The following is a 16,383-nucleotide window of genomic DNA, read 5'->3' on the forward strand; positions in this document are numbered from 1 at the left end:
TGCAGTTTTGCTCCCTGTCTGGTATTCGATCTGCGCCGCCAGTGGACTCCTGCGAGTTCTCTGCGGATTCAAATTACGAACGAAAAGGTGTTTCAAAATGCGATGGTTCTGGATAGATCGCTTTATTGAATTTGAAAGCGGTTCTTATGCCAAAAGTGTGAAAAATGTGACACTGGCAGAAGAGCATCTGCACGACCACTTCCCCGGTTTTCCTGTCATGCCCGGCTCCCTGATGATTGAGGGACTAGCACAGACCGGAGGCATTCTGCTGGGAGAGATCAATGATTTTGAACACATCGTCATTCTGGCCAAAGTGCCCCAAATGACTTTTCACAGCTGGGCCTGCCCGGGTGACCAGTTGATTTATACAGCGAAAATTACCAATGCCGGCGAAGAGGGGGGCGCTGTCGATGTGACTGCGATGGTCGGAGACCGCCTGGTTGCGGAGGGAAGTATCATATTTGTCCACCTCGATCAGAGTGATTCGGAGTTTGGAGCCATCGATCAGAAAAACTTTGTGTTTTCGATGAATCTGCTGGGAATCCTGGATGTCGGGAAAGCTGGAACTGGCGAAGATCAGGCGTGAGACAGCGATTTTTGAAAGCTTGCTATAGAGGCCTTGATTCAAATTGAACTACAATGATAATTCAGGTATTCAAAAAACGCAGACTTAAACTGGCGGCTAATCACATTTGAACAGTCCACTTGGACCTGAGATTTGCCTGCTGTTACAAAATCAAATTTAAAACAAGAGTTCGATGCTATGAACCGCCGCGTTGTGATCACTGGAATTGGCGCTATTACCCCCCTGGGAAAAACCGTGGAAGATACCTGGAAAGCACTCCAGGAATCGAAATGTGGCATTTCCAACATCACTCACTTTGATGCTTCGAATTTTCCGACACGCTTTGCTGCGGAAGTCCATGACTTCCACCTGGAAGACTATGTCGACAATCTGGATCGCTTTGAGCATTCGGGGCGCAATATCCGCTATGCCATTGGTGCAGCGACACAGGCAGTTCAAGATTCCGGGATTCTGGATGATGATTTTGATCCTTCCACATTTGGTGTCTACCTGGGAGCCGGCGAAGGGCAGCAGGACTTCTACACTTTCATGAAGATCATTGCTCAGGCTCAAAACGATGGTGAAGTCGATCTGGAAAAATTCACCAAAGTCGGGCTGGAGCAGCTCAATCCGCGTTTCGAACTTGAACAGGAACCCAATATGGCTGCCGGCCATCTGGCCAGCCTGTTTAATGCACAAGGTCCCAACCTGAACTGTCTGACTGCCTGTGCCGCTTCCAGTCAGGCAATTGGCGAAGCATCAGAACTGATTCGTCGTGGTGATGTCGATATCATGCTCTCCGGTGGCGCACACAGCATGATCCATCCTTTCGGTGTCACTGGCTTCAGCCTGCTGACCGCTCTTTCAACACATAACGAAGATCCCGCTAAGTCATCGCGCCCCTTCGATCGCAACCGGGACGGATTCGTACTCGGCGAAGGTGCGGGCATGATGATTCTGGAAGATCTGGAACGAGCCCAGAAACGTGGTGCAAAAATTTACGGCGAACTGGTCGGTTACGGTTCCACCGCAGACGCGTATCGCGTCACCGACATTCACCCCGAGGGTCGTGGCGCCATTAAGTGCATTAAAATGGCAATGAATCACGCCCAGATCAATCAGGATGAGATTCATTATATCAACGCTCACGGAACCAGTACCGCCGTCAATGATCGTGTAGAAACAAGAGCAATCAAAGGCGCACTGGGTGACGCCGCCTATAAGACTCCTGTCTCCAGCATCAAAAGCATGATGGGACACCTGATTGCTGCCGCTGGCAGTGTGGAAGCCATCACCTGCCTGATGGCAATTCGTGACAATGTCGTCCCGCCGACCATTAATTACGAAACCCCCGATCCAGATTGTGACCTGGATTATATTCCGAATGAAGCACGTCAGAAAAATGTGACGACGACTCTATCCAACAGTTTTGGATTTGGCGGACAGAACATTGCCCTGATCTTTTCAGAATTCAAAGACTAAACTGGATTGAACCATACTGTCACCACGACATTATGGCTCAATTCCCTTCTGAAGCCTGAAAGCCATCCATTCATCTGATCGCAGGCCGTATAATTCTCACATATGCGGCCTTATCATTCTGAGGCAGGGGGAAGTCTGCGTCCACGCAAGCTCAATCGTTCTGCGCCGCTCCTAACTGCTCAATACGGGTCCTGGAGGATATCTGTTTTTTTATTGAGAACACCCCAGACTCGCGAAATTGATCAAGGCGCTCAATCGAGAACCGAGTAAACTATGCGAGTGTGGTTTCAGCGGAAATACACAAAATGAACATCTTCGTCGTTCCCGAAATCAAGTGTCTACATCCTTCATTGAATACAGAGTCTGTCTAAGAACTGATGGACTCAGTTACCACCAGGGAGACAGCAGTGAGTTGGTTGCTTTGGTGCGTGTTGATCGCAATCGCAGTCGAAATTATCATTCAGTACTGTATCATGCGCGCAGCCTACCCGGTGCTGTTTGCGCCAATGCCTGATCGTTTCAATCTGATTGGTACACTCGCTCAACTACCCGAAAACGACGATCACATTCAGATCAGAGATGTGACGTTTCCCACAACGGACGGTCTGACACTCCACGGTTTTATTGCCACTCCAGCAGGAACTCTGCCTAAAGGTGTGATACTCTTCTGTCATCCGTTTAAATCCACAGGGCGAATCGCACTCTTTCAATGCCAAGGATTACTGGAAGCAGGCTTTGCGGTCTTTTCATTTGACTTCCGCAACCATGGCGAAAGTGATAACGATGTCCGTTATCAGTCAATTCACTGGCTCTCACAGTATGAACTCAATGATGCCAGGTCAGCCATTAAATACCTGCGTACTCAACCAGAACTTTCGCATCTGCCGCTGGGCATGCTGGGCATGAGCCGTGGGGCGGGTACTGCGCTCGCGGTTGCTGCTAAAGCTCCTGAAATCCAGTTTGTTGCCTGTGAAGGTGCCTTTCTGAACGAGGAACTCTTTCTGGATCACGCGATTCGCTGGGGAGAACGTTTCCTGCCGCGTCTGTTTATTCAAATAGTACCTACGTCAGAAGTCATCCGCGCATTTCGAATTATGATCTGGTATTCACAACGTCGGCAGGGTTGCCGATACATCAATCTGAAACCGCGCGTCAAAGATTTGAAGAATCGAAACCTGTTGTTTTTCACTGGCGAAAAAGATCAGAGTGTTGTTCCCCGGATGACACAGTTGATTGTGAAACGGATCCACAATACCCACATCACTGTCTGCTCTTTACCAGGCGCCATTCACAATGCAGGCCGTTTCGCTCAGCTGGAAAAATTTGATGCGGCATTAATTGACTTTTTTTCACAAATGATCGAAAACGGCTCCGAGGAGAAAGAACTCGGATTTCCAGAGCCGTTGATGGGGCCTGCTGACCCTGTCCCCAGTAAACGGTCCGCCTGATCTGAATCGTTCCAGGCTACGATTCTTCTGATCAAACTACAGACACGAACCGGACTTCTCGATCAATCTTGAATTTGCAACTCGCATTGATATTACTGCCTATTTGACAGCGAGTGCATGGGGAATGTACGAATTCATCAAGGTCCCCCTGTTTCCCCCGAGTCCTGAGAACAACCCTATCTATCACATATTAAACGACTTATCACCAGAATCATTTTTCTTAACGACAATGGTATCTGATTTGCTTAACCTGAAGTAAACAAAACGCTATTTGCACGATTCCCGTTTCGAACTAAGGTTAACATAAATGTCCGCTGCTGCGGTAACCTTCCGGATTACTTGGTGAGATGACATATGGTTATTGCCAGATCACAGGCTCCTTATCAGCTACTGATTGCCGATGATGATTCCGGGTTTCGCGCGGTGCTTAAGGAAGTATTGGCTCCTTATTTCAGACTGTTTGAGGCTGAATCGGGCGAGGAAGCCGTAGAACTGGTTGAGCGGATCTCTGTCGATATCGTTCTGCTTGACATGCATATGGACATACTTACCGGTCTGGAAGCCATGCGGCTGATGAAACAGATCAATGCCATGCTCCCCTGTATTTTGATCACCGCCGATGCGACTGACGAATTACGGCAGGATGCTTCCGAAGCGAAAGCCTACGAAGTACTGTCTAAACCTGTCAAACGTCAGGAGTTAGTGGCCACGGTTTCGCACGCGCTGGTCGATACCTACCATGACCCGGATGTGACCCACTGGCTGGGAAACTAGACTGTGTCCAGTTTTACTGTAGCGTCTCCAGGGCCATTTGGACCGAGTATCATAGATTGAGAGACGCTATGGTTAAATGTGATGCGCTCTAGAGGTGGTCCGAAAACCGTTTAATAATGGTGAACAGGCAGGCCAGCTTTACAAAGCCTGTGTAAAGGTGATTGTGGTACTCCCATCGTGTCACCACTCGCCGATAATTATGTAACCAGGAGATCGTCCTCTCAACAATCCAACGTCGCTTGTAACGTCGGAGCTTGCGACCATCTTGGCTTTTCTGCTTTCGGTTTTTGATGTCCCGGTGGGGACAAATAAAATCGATATTCTGCTCAGCCAAACAGTCTCGCAATTTTTGTGAATCTCCCGCTTTATCGTAAATCAATCGCTGAGGATGTCGTTTTTTCAATGTCATTTTTGCAATCAACGGTTCGACCAGAATTGCTTCATTACGGTTGGCTGATTCCGTCTCGACTGCTAGGGGAATCCCCTGGGCGTCCACGCAAATCATAATCTTAGTTCCTTTGCCACGGCGTGTCGGTCCAACCTGTTTACCCCTTTTTTTGCCGAAGCAAATGTGCCATCGGCAAAGGTTTCTGTCAGGTCTAATATCTCCGATTCTTCCAAGGCTCTCAATAATCGTTCTAATGCTTGATCGAACAGACCTGACTCCGACCATTCCTTCAAACGGTCGTGACAGGTCGATTTTGGAGGATACCTCTCTGGTAAATCTTTCCAGCGGGCTCCTGTCCGAAGTATCCACATTATACCATTGAAACAGGCTCTGGGTTTTGCTTTGGGACGTCCACCCTGGGGCGCCGGAGGTTCCCAAGGGAATAAATCCTCAATTAAACTCCATTGTTTATCGGTTAATTCTACAGTTGGGTCCGTCCTGGATCCCGTGTCGACGAGCCGGCTTAGCTCTGTACGGGATCGTGTGGGCATGATAAAGCCTCCTTTCAGAGAGCAGAATCATGCAAATCTCAGGCCAGACTGTTCACCCTTTTCTTAGTTTTCGGATACCCTCTAGAGCGCAGCATACTTTAGTATAGCGCCTCTCGTACTATAATTCTCTGTCAAAATGCCTCTGAATATGCCGATTCTGCTGTACGGACCTACGCCTGACTTCTGAATTTTCAGCCACGGTACAGAGACATTTTCTACAGACTCCACTTTTCTTAAACTGCGGAGTGAAGTACACTTCCAGACAAAATTGCAATTCTTAAAAGCATCACTGCCACCTGCATCCCGGGTCACATTGTGGAACAATTGACGTCAGCAGGCTGAGCGGCGGAAAGGAGTCTGCCATGCCATTTGTACCAACCCGGTTTATACATGCCAGTAATCTGCGTCTGGACCATCAGGCGCAAGGGGTCGGCGCAGTTTCCATTGAGTCTCAAACAATCCTCGAAGATTGTACGCTTGAGACGTTTTCCCACTTGATCGACGCCTGCCGGGAACAGGAAATTGACTTTCTACTCCTGAGCGGCAACTCCTTTATTGCCGATGACTTCAGCATCCGTGCCCGTATCGCATTAATCGAAGGCTTTCAAAAACTGGCCGCGGATCAGATTCAGGTTTTCATCGTTCCTGGACAACACGATCCTCTGAGCGCCTGGGATCTGCAGTACAACTGGCCTGCTAACATCACTTTCCTTTCACCTCAGGACCGTGATGTTATTGATATTCTGCGCGAGGACAAAACTATTGCCACCCTGCAGATTCTGGGATCTGCCAACCATAAATTTTCACAGCCTTTGAAACTGAATCAACGCAATCAACTGTTTAACAAACAGGAAGAACGTGCCCTCTCCATTGGACTGATTGTCGCGAATTTACCAATAGAGCCCCGTGATGCGGTGGGCAATTCAACACAGGCCATTCCGCTTTCACTGTCTGATGAATTTCTACCTGAAGAATGGCGATCGGAAGAATCCAATGAGGTGACCGTGGATTATCTGGCGCTCTGCAAAGGCACACAGAGACATACATTCGAAATGCACCCCGGTGTGGCCCACCATCCGGGAACAGCACAGGGGCTCAATTTCGGCGAGTACGAACAAAACGGCGTTACCCTGGTCACAGTGGGAACGGAAGCGCAACTGGAACAGCGGACACTGCGACTGGCGTCTGTCCGCTGGCTGGTACTGAAACTGAACCTGCAGCCGGAAATAAACCGATCTCAACTGATTCAACTGATGCAGGAATCGCTCCAGTCCCAAAACCGAGGCAGCTACGAAAAGTTGTGGATGATACGCTGGCAGTTCCAGGGATCAGGTGAACTGTTCGACTCGCTCAGAAGTTTCAAACATCAGAGCAGCCTGAGTAACGAACTGGCGCTCGTCGTCAAAGATCGACTGCCGGTCTGCATTGAACAATCGTTTTACCTGCAAACAGACAACAGAGAGCACCGTGGGACGCAATCTACTTTGTCTCAACTGTTTCAGGCTCAACTGGACACGTTCAAGTCAGAAACAGAACTTCCGCTTAAGCAGTTACTCACACAAGCAACTCACCTGGATCAAAACTGGTTGCAGCGACTGGATTCGCTCACCGAACAGTTGGACGATCAGCAGATCTTCAACGCAGCCACCCACAATGGACAGACATGGCTTGATGTTTCATTGGATGAGGAAGTACAAGTATGAAAATTACCAGAATCCATGTAAACCAGTTTGGGAACTGGCAGGACCTGAATCTTGCTTCACTTGAGCCGGGAATCAATGTGTTCTATGGCCCGAATGAAACGGGAAAATCCACGCTGATGCGAATGATTCGGGGTATCCTCTACGGTTTTCAATCCGACGAATTGCGCGAGCGTTCACGTGTTCCCGATGCCGTACCCTGGTCTGCGCTGTTGGATATCCGCCATCAGGGACAATTCTATGAAATTCAGAGACAAACAACTGCGAACGGACGAGGTCATTTCTCTTTCCAGAGTCAGACCAGGGGAATTTCGGGCACTGATCTCTTAACCTCACTCCAGGCGGGAGTGAATGAAAGCGTTTATGAAAATGTATTCGCCATCGGGTTGAATGAACTTCAGGAGTTGGGAACTCTGCACGGCGATCAGGTTGCCCAGCATATCTATGGTTTGACACTCGGGCCGGAAGGTCAGGCGATCCTGGATGCATCCAAACAGGTCAGGCTGTCCCGGCAGTCACTGTTAAGCCGCGATTCCAAAAACGGAAAATTACCAGACCTGTTCCAACAGTTGGATGAAATCAATGCAAAAATCTCAGACCTGGAACAGCGGTCACAACGCTTTTTCAATCTATCCAACGACCTGCAGAAAATCCAGGCCGAGTCGGACAGTCTGAAAAAACGGAAATCCGGGCTTCAGTATCAGATCCGGGGACATCGTTTCCTGGATCGGGTCTGGAAACCGTGGCAGGAAGTACAAGACCTGCAGCAGCAATTGAAGCGATTGCCCGTCGTCCACGATTTCCCTGAAGATGGCGTGAACCTTCTGAATGAATACGACCGGGAAATCAAACAGGTTGAATCAAAGCTGATCGAGATCAAAGCAGAACTCAGCGGTCTGCGTAAACAAATCGAGCAGGCGGAAATCGACAATGCATTATTAAACTTTGCGCCCAATATCCAGAGTCTGGTGGATCAGAAACCATGGATGACGGATCTGGAGCAGCAGCACAAATCAGGTATCACCCGGGTACAGGAACTGGAGTCAACTCTTAAAAACTACCTGAGTCAGAATCTGGAACTGGGTCATATGACTCATATTAAAACCACTCCTGATAATAACCTGCGGCTGGTCGAAGCTGCCCGTGAATACGGTGTGGCCGGGAGGAAGCGAAAAAATACACACCGACGCTATAAAAAACTCTCACGTAAATATCAGCAGACACTGGCCAGTCTGCAGGAACAGTCTTCACGACTTCTCAACGGACACTCCACTGAACTAGAACTTAAGCGTGCCCGGGAACGTATGAAGCATCTCGAACGACTCAGCCAGTTACGGCTGAGAGAGTCGGAGTTTGTCATCCGCCAGGAAGCAGTCAAAGAACAGCTGGAACGCCTGCAGTCCCACTCACGTCTGCCCGGCTGGGCGAAGAAGACACTGTTCGGTTTCGCGCTGGCAGGAGCTTGCCTGGTACTCGCCGGCTTCTGGCGAGGAGTCTCCGACGCGAAGCTGGTGGGGCTGATTTTCTGCCTGAGCGGTCTCTTCCTGGGAGGCATCACCTGGGCCATTAAAAAACATTTCGAACTCGATGTACTGGACCAGGCTGAGGAACTGCAGGACGAAAGCTGGGCCCTTGATGTCCACCTGCGCGAAACGCGCCAGGAAATTGATCGTATCATGGAAGATGAATACTTCGCATTGAAATCTCTCTCGGAAGGGCACTCCCTCAGCAGTCATCGACAACGGGAGACTGTACCGGCGTTGAATTTCAATGATGAAAATATTCTGCGTACCGATCTGTTGCACGAACTGGCTCTCAAAATTGCTGAACTGGAACAGTTGAATGTGGCTCAGGAACGCGCCCAGAAAACCCGCCAATTACTGGTCAAATTGAGAAACCGCTCACAGGAAATCCAGCGAAACTTCAGCAGCAAGCGGCATGAGTGGTGCGAATGTCTGAAACAACTGGGGCTGACCGAAACACTTAAAGTGGATGACGCGTTCCGGATGTGGCATCAGGTTTCACAGGCAAACTTCTACCGGAATCAGCTGGAACAGGAACAACAGAAAATCAAACCCTGTGGTGATCTAGTCAATATGTATTTTAAACGCGTCCGCGAATTAGGTTTGCGCATGAATCGCAGTCAGCAGAAATCGGACACACCATTTGAACAGGTTACTGCATGGGAACGAGAACTCGAAACACTTTCAGGCCAGCGTGAAGCACGCATGAGGTTGATAAAAGAAGAACAGCGGCTGCGCCAGGAAGCAGACTCCCTGAAATTAAAGCTGGAGGAAATCAACCATCTGCGTTCAACGCTTCTCATCCAGGGTGGCGCTACGAGTCGCGAAGATTTTGTGAAACGGGCCGCATCGCTGACAAAACGTATTGAGATCGAAAAGACCCTGTTGACGGCGCAGCGGGAATTAGAGCGAGCCAGTCAGACTGAACAGGAAATGGCGATTGTGGAAGATGATCTGCTGGTTTTCGATGCAGATGCGAATGCCGAGCAATTGGACATGTTGAATCTGGAACTGGAAGACATCGAACAGGATCTGGTCACGGCTGCGGAAAACATGGGGCGTCTGAAACAGGATTACCAGAATGCCAAAACTGATCGCAGCGCGGTCCAACTGAGATTTCAGCGCGAGCAGATACGCGAACAGATCAGACAGGCCAGTGAAGAATGGTTTACGACGGAGCTTTCAGCGGTCGGTCTTCAGAAACTGCAGTCAGAATTTGAACGTACCAGTCAGCCGGAAACACTCGCGATTGCCTCTGATTACCTGAGGCAGTTAACCAATGGGAAATACTCTAATATCTGGACTCCCCTGGGCGAACAATATCCCAAAGTCGATGACAACGAAGGGCATACTCTCACAGTCAGCGAACTGAGTAGTGGCACGCGAGAACAGCTCTTCCTGGCAATCCGGCTGGCAATGGTCGAGCGTTTCCGTAACAACGGTGTGGAACTTCCCATGGTCCTGGATGACGTGCTTGTCAATTTCGACCAGAACCGGACACAGGCGGCCATTGAAACCCTGATCTCTGTCGCAAAGAAAGGGCAGCAGATTCTGTTTTTCACCTGCCATCTCCATTTGACCCGTCTGTTTGAAGAACAGGGAACACATCCAGTGTGGCTCACAGATGAGAGCACGACACAGGAAACGTCCTCTCCAGAAATCTCAAAGTCGGCTGTTCAGTCTGAACTTCAGCTGCAATCTGCTTCTTCAACCCAGTCCCCTGCAGCCGTTCTGGATGCCCCGTTAATAGCAGATCCGGTTTATCAGCTGGAGTGGTCATCCCCGATTGACAAGCTGTATTCTCTAAACCAGTTCCATCTTCAAAATCTGAATCAGGCAGGGATTCATTCGATTGCACAGCTCCTGTCTCAATCGGCAGACCAACTGGCTACACAGTTACCTGATGAAATCTCTGCAGGGCTGATATTTGAATGGCAGAGTCAAGCCAGACTGGCGGCCTGCATTCGAGGAATCAAACCGCAACAGGCTGCGTTTCTCGTCCAGTGTGGGATCACAGAGCCCGGCGATATCACCAGCATGTCATACCCTGAACTCTGGTCGCTCATTGATTCCAGTCTTCCCCCAGAGACGTCAAGTGAGACGACCATCAGCGAAATACTCGTGCAACAATGGGTTCAATCAGCGCACCAGTCGCGGAAGTTTCACCCACAAAAACCGGCTTTATCAGAGCAGACAACACGAGAGCCTGAACCACAGGAACGACGTGAATATCGCAGAGATGGTTCGCATACCGAGTCCGGTAACGCAAAGCCTGTTACGCCGCCCTTTTACCTGAATCGTTCCATGCCTGTGGAGCAGGCCCCGTCCATCGGACCGAAAACCGCACATCGCCTGGAAAAAGTGGGGATCTTCTCAGTCAGTGATTTTCTGGAATGCAACCCGGGAAACGTCGCGAACCAATTAAATGTCACTCACATAAAAGAACGCACCATTCGCGTCTGGAAAAAACAGACAAAGCTTGTCTGTTGTATTCCCGGACTGCGTGGTCACGATGCACAGATCCTGGTCGCCTGCGGATTTCATGAACCAGATCAAATTGCCCGCACTTCGCCTCAAGAGTTATATGGCAAAGTAAAATCGTTCGTCAAAACCAGCGAAGGACAGCAGATCATTCGCGGCGGAAAGAAGCCGGACTTCAAGGAAATTACCGACTGGATTCAATGGTCGCAAAAAGCCCGAAAGCTGCATGCTGCCTGATAAGGCTTGAATTGCAGATCACGTTTTACTGCAAGATCAAATTTCGTCTTAACAGATTGAGCGCGGCTTTTGTGACGCGGCTTTTGGCAATCGCCCGATTGACTGTCAGGCCAATTTCTTCCACCCATTCTGTCTCTCGATTCGCCAGGGCAACATAAGCCTGGGGAACCTGATCCGGGTCCTGCCAGGACTGTTGAGGGTCGAGCAGGATCGCTAAGGCATAGTCACTGTCAAATTTTTCTCTCGTCGCCTGCGCAATCTGGGCCGCTCCTTCTGCATCAAAAGCGACCGTCTCCTGCTCTGAGTTTGAGTCCAGGTATTTGTTGGTCGACTGTAATCGGGAAACAATTCCACCTGCATACCAGTCGGCGGAACCATTGACTTCCGTCAGCCGATACGACAGCAGCCCTCCCGTGCCACATTCACAGGTTGCCAGTGATTGCTGTTTCTGGCTGAGCAGCAGCATCACGATATGTTCCAGTTCTTCGTCTTCATACCCAAAGATAAATTCTCCGAGTCGCTCCTGGATCAAAGTGTGCGTCTCTGAAATTTTCTGCTCACACTCTTCCAGAGAACTCCCAGCAGCTTTAATCCGCAGGGTAATGGTGGCTTCATGAGCCGTGATTCCCACTTCCGGATCTCGACCTCGGCTTGTGATATCGCCCAGCAATTCTTCTGTTTTTGATTCCCCCACTCCAAAGCAGTTGATCCTGGCAAAGCGAATCATATTTGTGCCATGAGTCAACCGGGGTAATACCGACTGATAAAACATCGGCTTCATTTCTGAGGGAACGCCCGGCATCGCGGCAATCAGGCAAACCGATTTCCCATCAATGCGGGGGACTTCCATCCAGATTCCCGGAGCGGTGCCATGTTCATTCTGAATCGGTTCTGCCCCTTGGGGAAACATGGCCTGGATTCGATTCCGCTCGGGCATTTCACGCGAGCGTTGCTGAAACATCGCCTCAATGATCTCCATCGACTTTTCATCCAGCACGAGATCTGCCTGTGTTAATTCTGCCAGAGCCTGACGAGTCAGGTCATCCAGAGTAGGCCCCAGCCCTCCTGTAATGAGAACCAGATCAGAACGCTCTGCTGAAAGGCGAAACTGGATGGCGATTTCATCCAGATTGTCGGCGATTGTCGTGTGAAAATGAGTGGAGATGCCAACCGCGGCCAGTTCTGTACTCAGCCACTGACTGTTGGTATCGAGTTTTTCTCCGTTGGTCAGCTCACTGCCAATCGCAATTATTTCTGCTTGCATTCCTGTATCCAGTAACGAGATGGGAGAATCACTGTTCCGGCAGCGATGCACTGTTTCTTTTCGTAGCGATCAGACCGGAACCTGCAATGCCAGTTTATACTGTTCTACAGTTTTCTCAACCATGGTCTCCACCCGGAATTCCTGCCGAACCAGTTCCCGGGCCGATTCTCCCATCGCCCGCGCTTTCAATGGGTCGTCCAGCAGCTTCAGGATACTGCTTGCCAGTATTTCGCTGTTTGATGGAGGAATCACCAGCCCGGTTTCCCCATCGCGGATCACAGAATAGATCCCGCCCACCCCGGTCGCGATCACCGGCTTGGCCAATGCCATCGCTTCCAGCATGATCGTCCCCAGCCCCTGTCTGAGGGAAGCCAGACAGAAAATGTCCATCGCCTCCAGAGAGATGGAAAAGTCGTAGAGATTAGGAACAAAGGTCACGTTTTCAGAAATTTCCAGATCACGAACCAGGTGCCGCAAATTACTTTCCTCCGGACCTGCCCCCGAAACCAAAAACTGGACATGTGGATTCACTTCCAGAACGCGACTGGCTGCTCCCAGAAAATACGGCAACCCTTTAATGGCCTCCAGCGGGCCTGCTGTACCAACCACAGGCTCGTGATCGCGGGACAGGACAGGTACATGCTGAGACTGCTCAGGCACATCCACGCCACTGGAAATCACCAGTACAAAATCATCTGGCAAACCGGTACGGGCTATCAGATCTTTTTTGACTGACTCGCTGACCGTAATAATCCCTTTGCACCACCGCATATCAATCCGCAGACGCTCATCACTCTGCAGATAGTCATTCACAGTCAACAGAAAGGGACGTTTCAGCTTGCGGGCCAGCCATTGTCCCTGTGGCAAAACATGCCGCGACTGAATATGAATCAGATCGGGCCGCTTCTTTTCCAGCTCCTGTTTCACGAGATGTAAAATCAGATGCCCCAGTATCGGCACATTCAGGTTCCGATACTCCTTAATATCCAGCTTCGCGCGCATACTGGGATCGACTTTCGTCGCATTGGGACAAATGACCCTGGTTTCGATACCATACGCGGCCGTGTATTGTGCCAGTCTCAAAGTGTATGCTGAGGTACCTCTCACCTCAAAAGGCCCTGCAAATAATAACACTTTGAGAGGAGAATCTGCTTTGCTCATTTGCATATTTCCAGCGCTGCAACAGAGGCAGTAAAGATCAAAGTGATATGCGGCGTTAGATTCATGTTCAAGAACGGCGACGGGACAGAGGCGGGGAGAGAATCTCGTTCAGAATAATGGCCTGTTGAAATGATTGGCGGTTACGCAATAAATCACGAATTTGTCTGCTTCCACCTCGTTTCCCATCAGAGGCGTGCCGCGTTTCACTTTCTCGTGAGCCAAAGAGTTCCGACTGAGGGCGAATGCCATCTTCATCGAGTTTGCTGTTAATACTGCTTTGCAGATGTTTCTTCTGACGCTTCTCGATCCGCGCACGCATCGAGCCTCCTAATCGCTTCTGACGGGCCTCTTCCTGCTGCTCTGCGCGTTCCCGGGCTGAAACATGAACCTTGGGTTCTTTCACAGTTTTTTGCTGGGATGCCATTTTTTTGGCCTGCTGAGCGCGACGTCCCTGTGGCTGCGAATTCTGTTTTTCCCGGCGGCGTCTGGGGGGAGGTTGCTGAACGCTGGTTGTTGCCTGGACATCGTCTTCGAAGAAATCGACTTCGACTGGTTTCTTCTTTTTCTCTGCCTGGGGATTCATTGCATCCTGCAGAAATTTTTCCAGCTCTTTCTGCAGCGCAGCTTTCTTTTTGACTTTGCCCGGTTGCGGTTTATTTTTTTCCTTGGCAATATTGCTGAAGGCACTCACGGCACTGATTAACAGGAATATGACCCCGACAATCACACCGACAATATCATCGCCAGCTGCCAGTATTGGAAATTCCATCACTTGATTCCTGTCTTAAAATCCGGTCCGAAAATTCATCTCATTCCACAAACATCCGGGAAGTTGCTTAATTAGCAGGAGACATTTCCCGCTCGGGAGTTGCTATGGCGTCACGCATCTTCGTATCAGCCTGAACGTTTTTCAGTTCATAGTAGTCCATCAGGCCCATTTTCTTATTACGAAACGCGCTGGCAATAGCCTGCGGAACCTTGGCTTCCGCTAATACCACTTTCGCCCGGTTTTCCTGGGTCAACGCGACCATTTCCTGCTCACGCGCTTTTTGTTCCGCACGACGCTGTTCTGCTTTGGCCTGAGCCACACGCATTTCTGCTTCCGCATGATCTGCCTGTAATCGGGCACCTATATTTTCGCCCACATCAACGTCAGCAATATCAATCGAAACAATCGTGTAAGCCGTCTGTTTCTCTAATCCTTCATTCAAGACGATCTGCGTGATTTTATCCGGGTTTTCCAGGACCTTTTTATAGGAATCAGTGGAACCGATGGCCTGCACAATCCCCTGGCCGACGCGGGCGATCACAGTCTCTTCGGTGGCCCCACCGACCAGCTGTTTCAGGTTCGTCCGCACGGTGACACGGGCCCGAACATTCAACTGAATTCCATCGCCGGCCACGGCATCCAGAGTGCTGTTCGTCTTACGGGAATCCGGACAGTCGATGACCTTGGGATACACGCTCGTCCGGACCGCATCCAGAATATCGCGCCCGGCAAGATCAATCGCCTGTGCCGACTGCCAGTCCAGATCAATTTTGGCCCGTTGGGCGGCGATCAATGCTCGAATCACATTCGGCACATTTCCCCCCGCGAGATAATGTGCTTCCAGATCCCGCGTGGAGATATCGTAGGTACGGGTGACCCCCGCTTGAATCGCCATAATTTTACTGCGAACGATAATTGTGGGATTCACTTTTCGAATCGTCATCATCACCAGATTCGGAAACGAGATCCTGGCATTCGTCATTTTGCACTGAATCCACAACCCGGCAAAACGTGCGAAGACTGCGAAAAACACCAACGTGCCGAGAAATACGACAGCGCCGACAATCCAGATATATGTGGAGCTATCTTCGGCAGCGAAAAGATTCAAGTCGTTCATTCCTGTTTTCCAATCCTAAGAATATCTAGAGTGCATCACATTTAACCATAGCGTCACTCAATCTATTATACTCGGTTCAAACGGCTCTGGAGACACTACAGTAAAACTGGACACAGTCTAGATCCAGGTGATGTTCAGAAACAGCTGTAACCAACTATTAAAACCTGTTACTCCATCGTGACTTGCTTATTGTAAAGTAAATTTCGTTCAGCATCCAGAGACGACCTTCAGATTCAGCTGTCCGGTACTTCAAAGTCGAGTGATTCATCAGCCATGCTCTTATCGGAGGCAGCTGATTCGTCTCCCGACTTCGTCTCATCGACAACTGGCTGTTTGACAACCTTGACGACCAGTCTGGTCCCTTCCACTGCGATAATTTCAACGTCCACCTGCGAATCCACGATCATTCCCTGGCTTTCGCAGTGATGTCTTTCATGATTAACGAGCACGAACCCGCTGGGGTTCAAAAGAGTTTGCGTTTTTCCAATCTTTCCAATCAACGACCGCAAATGTGCGGTTTCCTCTTGGAAACCTGTAACCTCATCCAGCGTGGGAACTTCGTGAATTACCTTTTTCCCCCAGGCCGTATTGGGGAAGAAGCGGACGGCAAACCCCAGAGTCGTCGGAATCAGCACAATCACACTCGCAATATAAGTCCACCACAAGCCCGGGCTCGACCCCCACCAGGCCATCCAGGCTGCCCAGACAGAAGCCGCCAGACTGGTTAAAGCCAGAACAGCTATGAGTCCGCCAGAGGGGAGAAAAATCTCGGCGACCAGCATCATCAACGCGACTGCCAAAGCAAGAATTGCTATGAGTGAATAATCCATCAGGTCTACAGACTTTCCGTGCGCTGTCCTTTCCCACCTTGGTTTCAAACCGGAAAAGTACAATAGTTCGAGTGAATTCAAACAGTCATTTCT

General features: G+C 49.9%; 13 protein-coding genes. 6 read left to right on the forward strand and 7 right to left on the reverse strand.

What is annotated here, in order from left to right; translation table 11 throughout:
- The first annotated feature begins 97 nt into the window (after positions 1 to 97).
- The 4 genes from Pan161_RS27135 (at position 98) to Pan161_RS27150 (ending at position 4,269) form a co-directional block, all read left to right on the forward strand.
- Entirely contained in the window at positions 98 to 586 is a 489-nt protein-coding gene (locus Pan161_RS27135) for a 3-hydroxyacyl-ACP dehydratase FabZ family protein (protein ID WP_145231877.1), read from the forward strand.
- Positions 587 to 763: 177 nt separating this feature from the next.
- Positions 764 to 2,047, forward strand: coding sequence for a beta-ketoacyl-ACP synthase II (gene fabF / locus Pan161_RS27140; protein ID WP_145231878.1), 1,284 nt, complete (start codon positions 764 to 766; stop codon positions 2,045 to 2,047).
- A 407-nt stretch (positions 2,048 to 2,454) separates the two neighbouring features.
- Positions 2,455 to 3,495, forward strand: coding sequence for an alpha/beta hydrolase (locus tag Pan161_RS27145; protein ID WP_197995558.1), 1,041 nt, complete (start codon positions 2,455 to 2,457; stop codon positions 3,493 to 3,495).
- 354 nt (positions 3,496 to 3,849) lie between these two features.
- Entirely contained in the window at positions 3,850 to 4,269 is a 420-nt protein-coding gene (locus Pan161_RS27150) for a response regulator (protein WP_145231880.1), read from the forward strand.
- Between the two features lie 88 nt (positions 4,270 to 4,357).
- Here Pan161_RS27150 and Pan161_RS27155 read toward each other — a convergent pair whose 3' ends face one another.
- Together Pan161_RS27155 and Pan161_RS27160 are read right to left on the reverse strand one after the other, a co-directional pair.
- Positions 4,358 to 4,774: a transposase gene (locus tag Pan161_RS27155; protein ID WP_197995936.1), complete on the reverse strand. Its 417-nt coding sequence runs from the start codon at positions 4,772 to 4,774 to the stop codon at positions 4,358 to 4,360.
- Positions 4,771 to 5,208: a transposase gene (locus tag Pan161_RS27160; RefSeq protein ID WP_145226021.1), complete on the reverse strand. Its 438-nt coding sequence runs from the start codon at positions 5,206 to 5,208 to the stop codon at positions 4,771 to 4,773. The genes Pan161_RS27155 and Pan161_RS27160 overlap by 4 nt, the downstream gene beginning before the upstream one ends.
- Positions 5,209 to 5,570: 362 nt before the next feature.
- On the opposite strand from Pan161_RS27160, the gene Pan161_RS27165 reads away from it, so the two are divergent.
- Together Pan161_RS27165 and Pan161_RS27170 are read left to right on the forward strand one after the other, a co-directional pair.
- A complete protein-coding gene (locus tag Pan161_RS27165; protein ID WP_145231881.1) occupies positions 5,571 to 6,911 on the forward strand; it encodes a metallophosphoesterase family protein in 1,341 nt (446 codons plus the stop codon).
- On the forward strand, positions 6,908 to 11,149 hold the full coding sequence (locus tag Pan161_RS27170) for a DUF4332 domain-containing protein (protein WP_145231882.1): 4,242 nt from the start codon (positions 6,908 to 6,910) through the stop codon (positions 11,147 to 11,149). The genes Pan161_RS27165 and Pan161_RS27170 overlap by 4 nt, the downstream gene beginning before the upstream one ends.
- 25 nt (positions 11,150 to 11,174) lie before the next feature.
- Here Pan161_RS27170 and Pan161_RS27175 read toward each other — a convergent pair whose 3' ends face one another.
- The 5 genes from Pan161_RS27175 to Pan161_RS27195 form a co-directional block, all read right to left on the reverse strand.
- Positions 11,175 to 12,413 carry a CinA family nicotinamide mononucleotide deamidase-related protein gene (locus Pan161_RS27175; protein WP_232103519.1) on the reverse strand — a complete coding sequence of 413 codons (1,239 nt, stop codon included), beginning with the start codon at positions 12,411 to 12,413 and terminating at the stop codon, positions 11,175 to 11,177.
- A gap of 69 nt (positions 12,414 to 12,482) precedes the next feature.
- Entirely contained in the window at positions 12,483 to 13,574 is a 1,092-nt protein-coding gene (locus Pan161_RS27180; protein ID WP_145231883.1) for a glycosyltransferase family 4 protein, read from the reverse strand.
- Between the two features lie 67 nt (positions 13,575 to 13,641).
- Complete coding sequence (locus tag Pan161_RS27185; protein ID WP_145231884.1) at positions 13,642 to 14,343, reverse strand: hypothetical protein; 702 nt, start codon at positions 14,341 to 14,343, stop codon at positions 13,642 to 13,644.
- Between the two features lie 67 nt (positions 14,344 to 14,410).
- Positions 14,411 to 15,460, reverse strand: coding sequence for a flotillin-like protein FloA (gene floA / locus Pan161_RS27190; RefSeq protein ID WP_145231885.1), 1,050 nt, complete (start codon positions 15,458 to 15,460; stop codon positions 14,411 to 14,413).
- Positions 15,461 to 15,693: 233 nt separating this feature from the next.
- On the reverse strand, positions 15,694 to 16,290 hold the full coding sequence (locus Pan161_RS27195; protein WP_145231886.1) for an NfeD family protein: 597 nt from the start codon (positions 16,288 to 16,290) through the stop codon (positions 15,694 to 15,696).
- Between the last annotated feature and the right edge of the window lie 93 nt (positions 16,291 to 16,383).

The sequence above is a fragment of the Gimesia algae genome (assembly GCF_007746795.1).
Taxonomy (GTDB): domain Bacteria; phylum Planctomycetota; class Planctomycetia; order Planctomycetales; family Planctomycetaceae; genus Gimesia; species Gimesia algae.

Bases quoted from the DNA above. Each gene is read 5' to 3' on its own strand.
- floA (WP_145231885.1), bottom strand. From the start codon at position 15,460: ATGAACGACTTGAATCTTTTCGCTGCCGAAGATAGCTCCACATATATC.
- Pan161_RS27195 (WP_145231886.1), bottom strand. From the start codon at position 16,290: ATGGATTATTCACTCATAGCAATTCTTGCTTTGGCAGTCGCGTTGATG.
- Pan161_RS27175 (WP_232103519.1), bottom strand. From the start codon at position 12,413: ATGCAAGCAGAAATAATTGCGATTGGCAGTGAGCTGACCAACGGAGAA.
- Pan161_RS27185 (WP_145231884.1), bottom strand. From the start codon at position 14,343: ATGGAATTTCCAATACTGGCAGCTGGCGATGATATTGTCGGTGTGATT.
- Pan161_RS27155 (WP_197995936.1), bottom strand. From the start codon at position 4,774: ATGATTTGCGTGGACGCCCAGGGGATTCCCCTAGCAGTCGAGACGGAA.
- Pan161_RS27180 (WP_145231883.1), bottom strand. From the start codon at position 13,574: ATGAGCAAAGCAGATTCTCCTCTCAAAGTGTTATTATTTGCAGGGCCT.
- Pan161_RS27160 (WP_145226021.1), bottom strand. From the start codon at position 5,208: ATGCCCACACGATCCCGTACAGAGCTAAGCCGGCTCGTCGACACGGGA.
- Pan161_RS27135 (WP_145231877.1), top strand. From the start codon at position 98: ATGCGATGGTTCTGGATAGATCGCTTTATTGAATTTGAAAGCGGTTCT.
- Pan161_RS27170 (WP_145231882.1), top strand. From the start codon at position 6,908: ATGAAAATTACCAGAATCCATGTAAACCAGTTTGGGAACTGGCAGGAC.
- Pan161_RS27165 (WP_145231881.1), top strand. From the start codon at position 5,571: ATGCCATTTGTACCAACCCGGTTTATACATGCCAGTAATCTGCGTCTG.
- Pan161_RS27150 (WP_145231880.1), top strand. From the start codon at position 3,850: ATGGTTATTGCCAGATCACAGGCTCCTTATCAGCTACTGATTGCCGAT.
- fabF (WP_145231878.1), top strand. From the start codon at position 764: ATGAACCGCCGCGTTGTGATCACTGGAATTGGCGCTATTACCCCCCTG.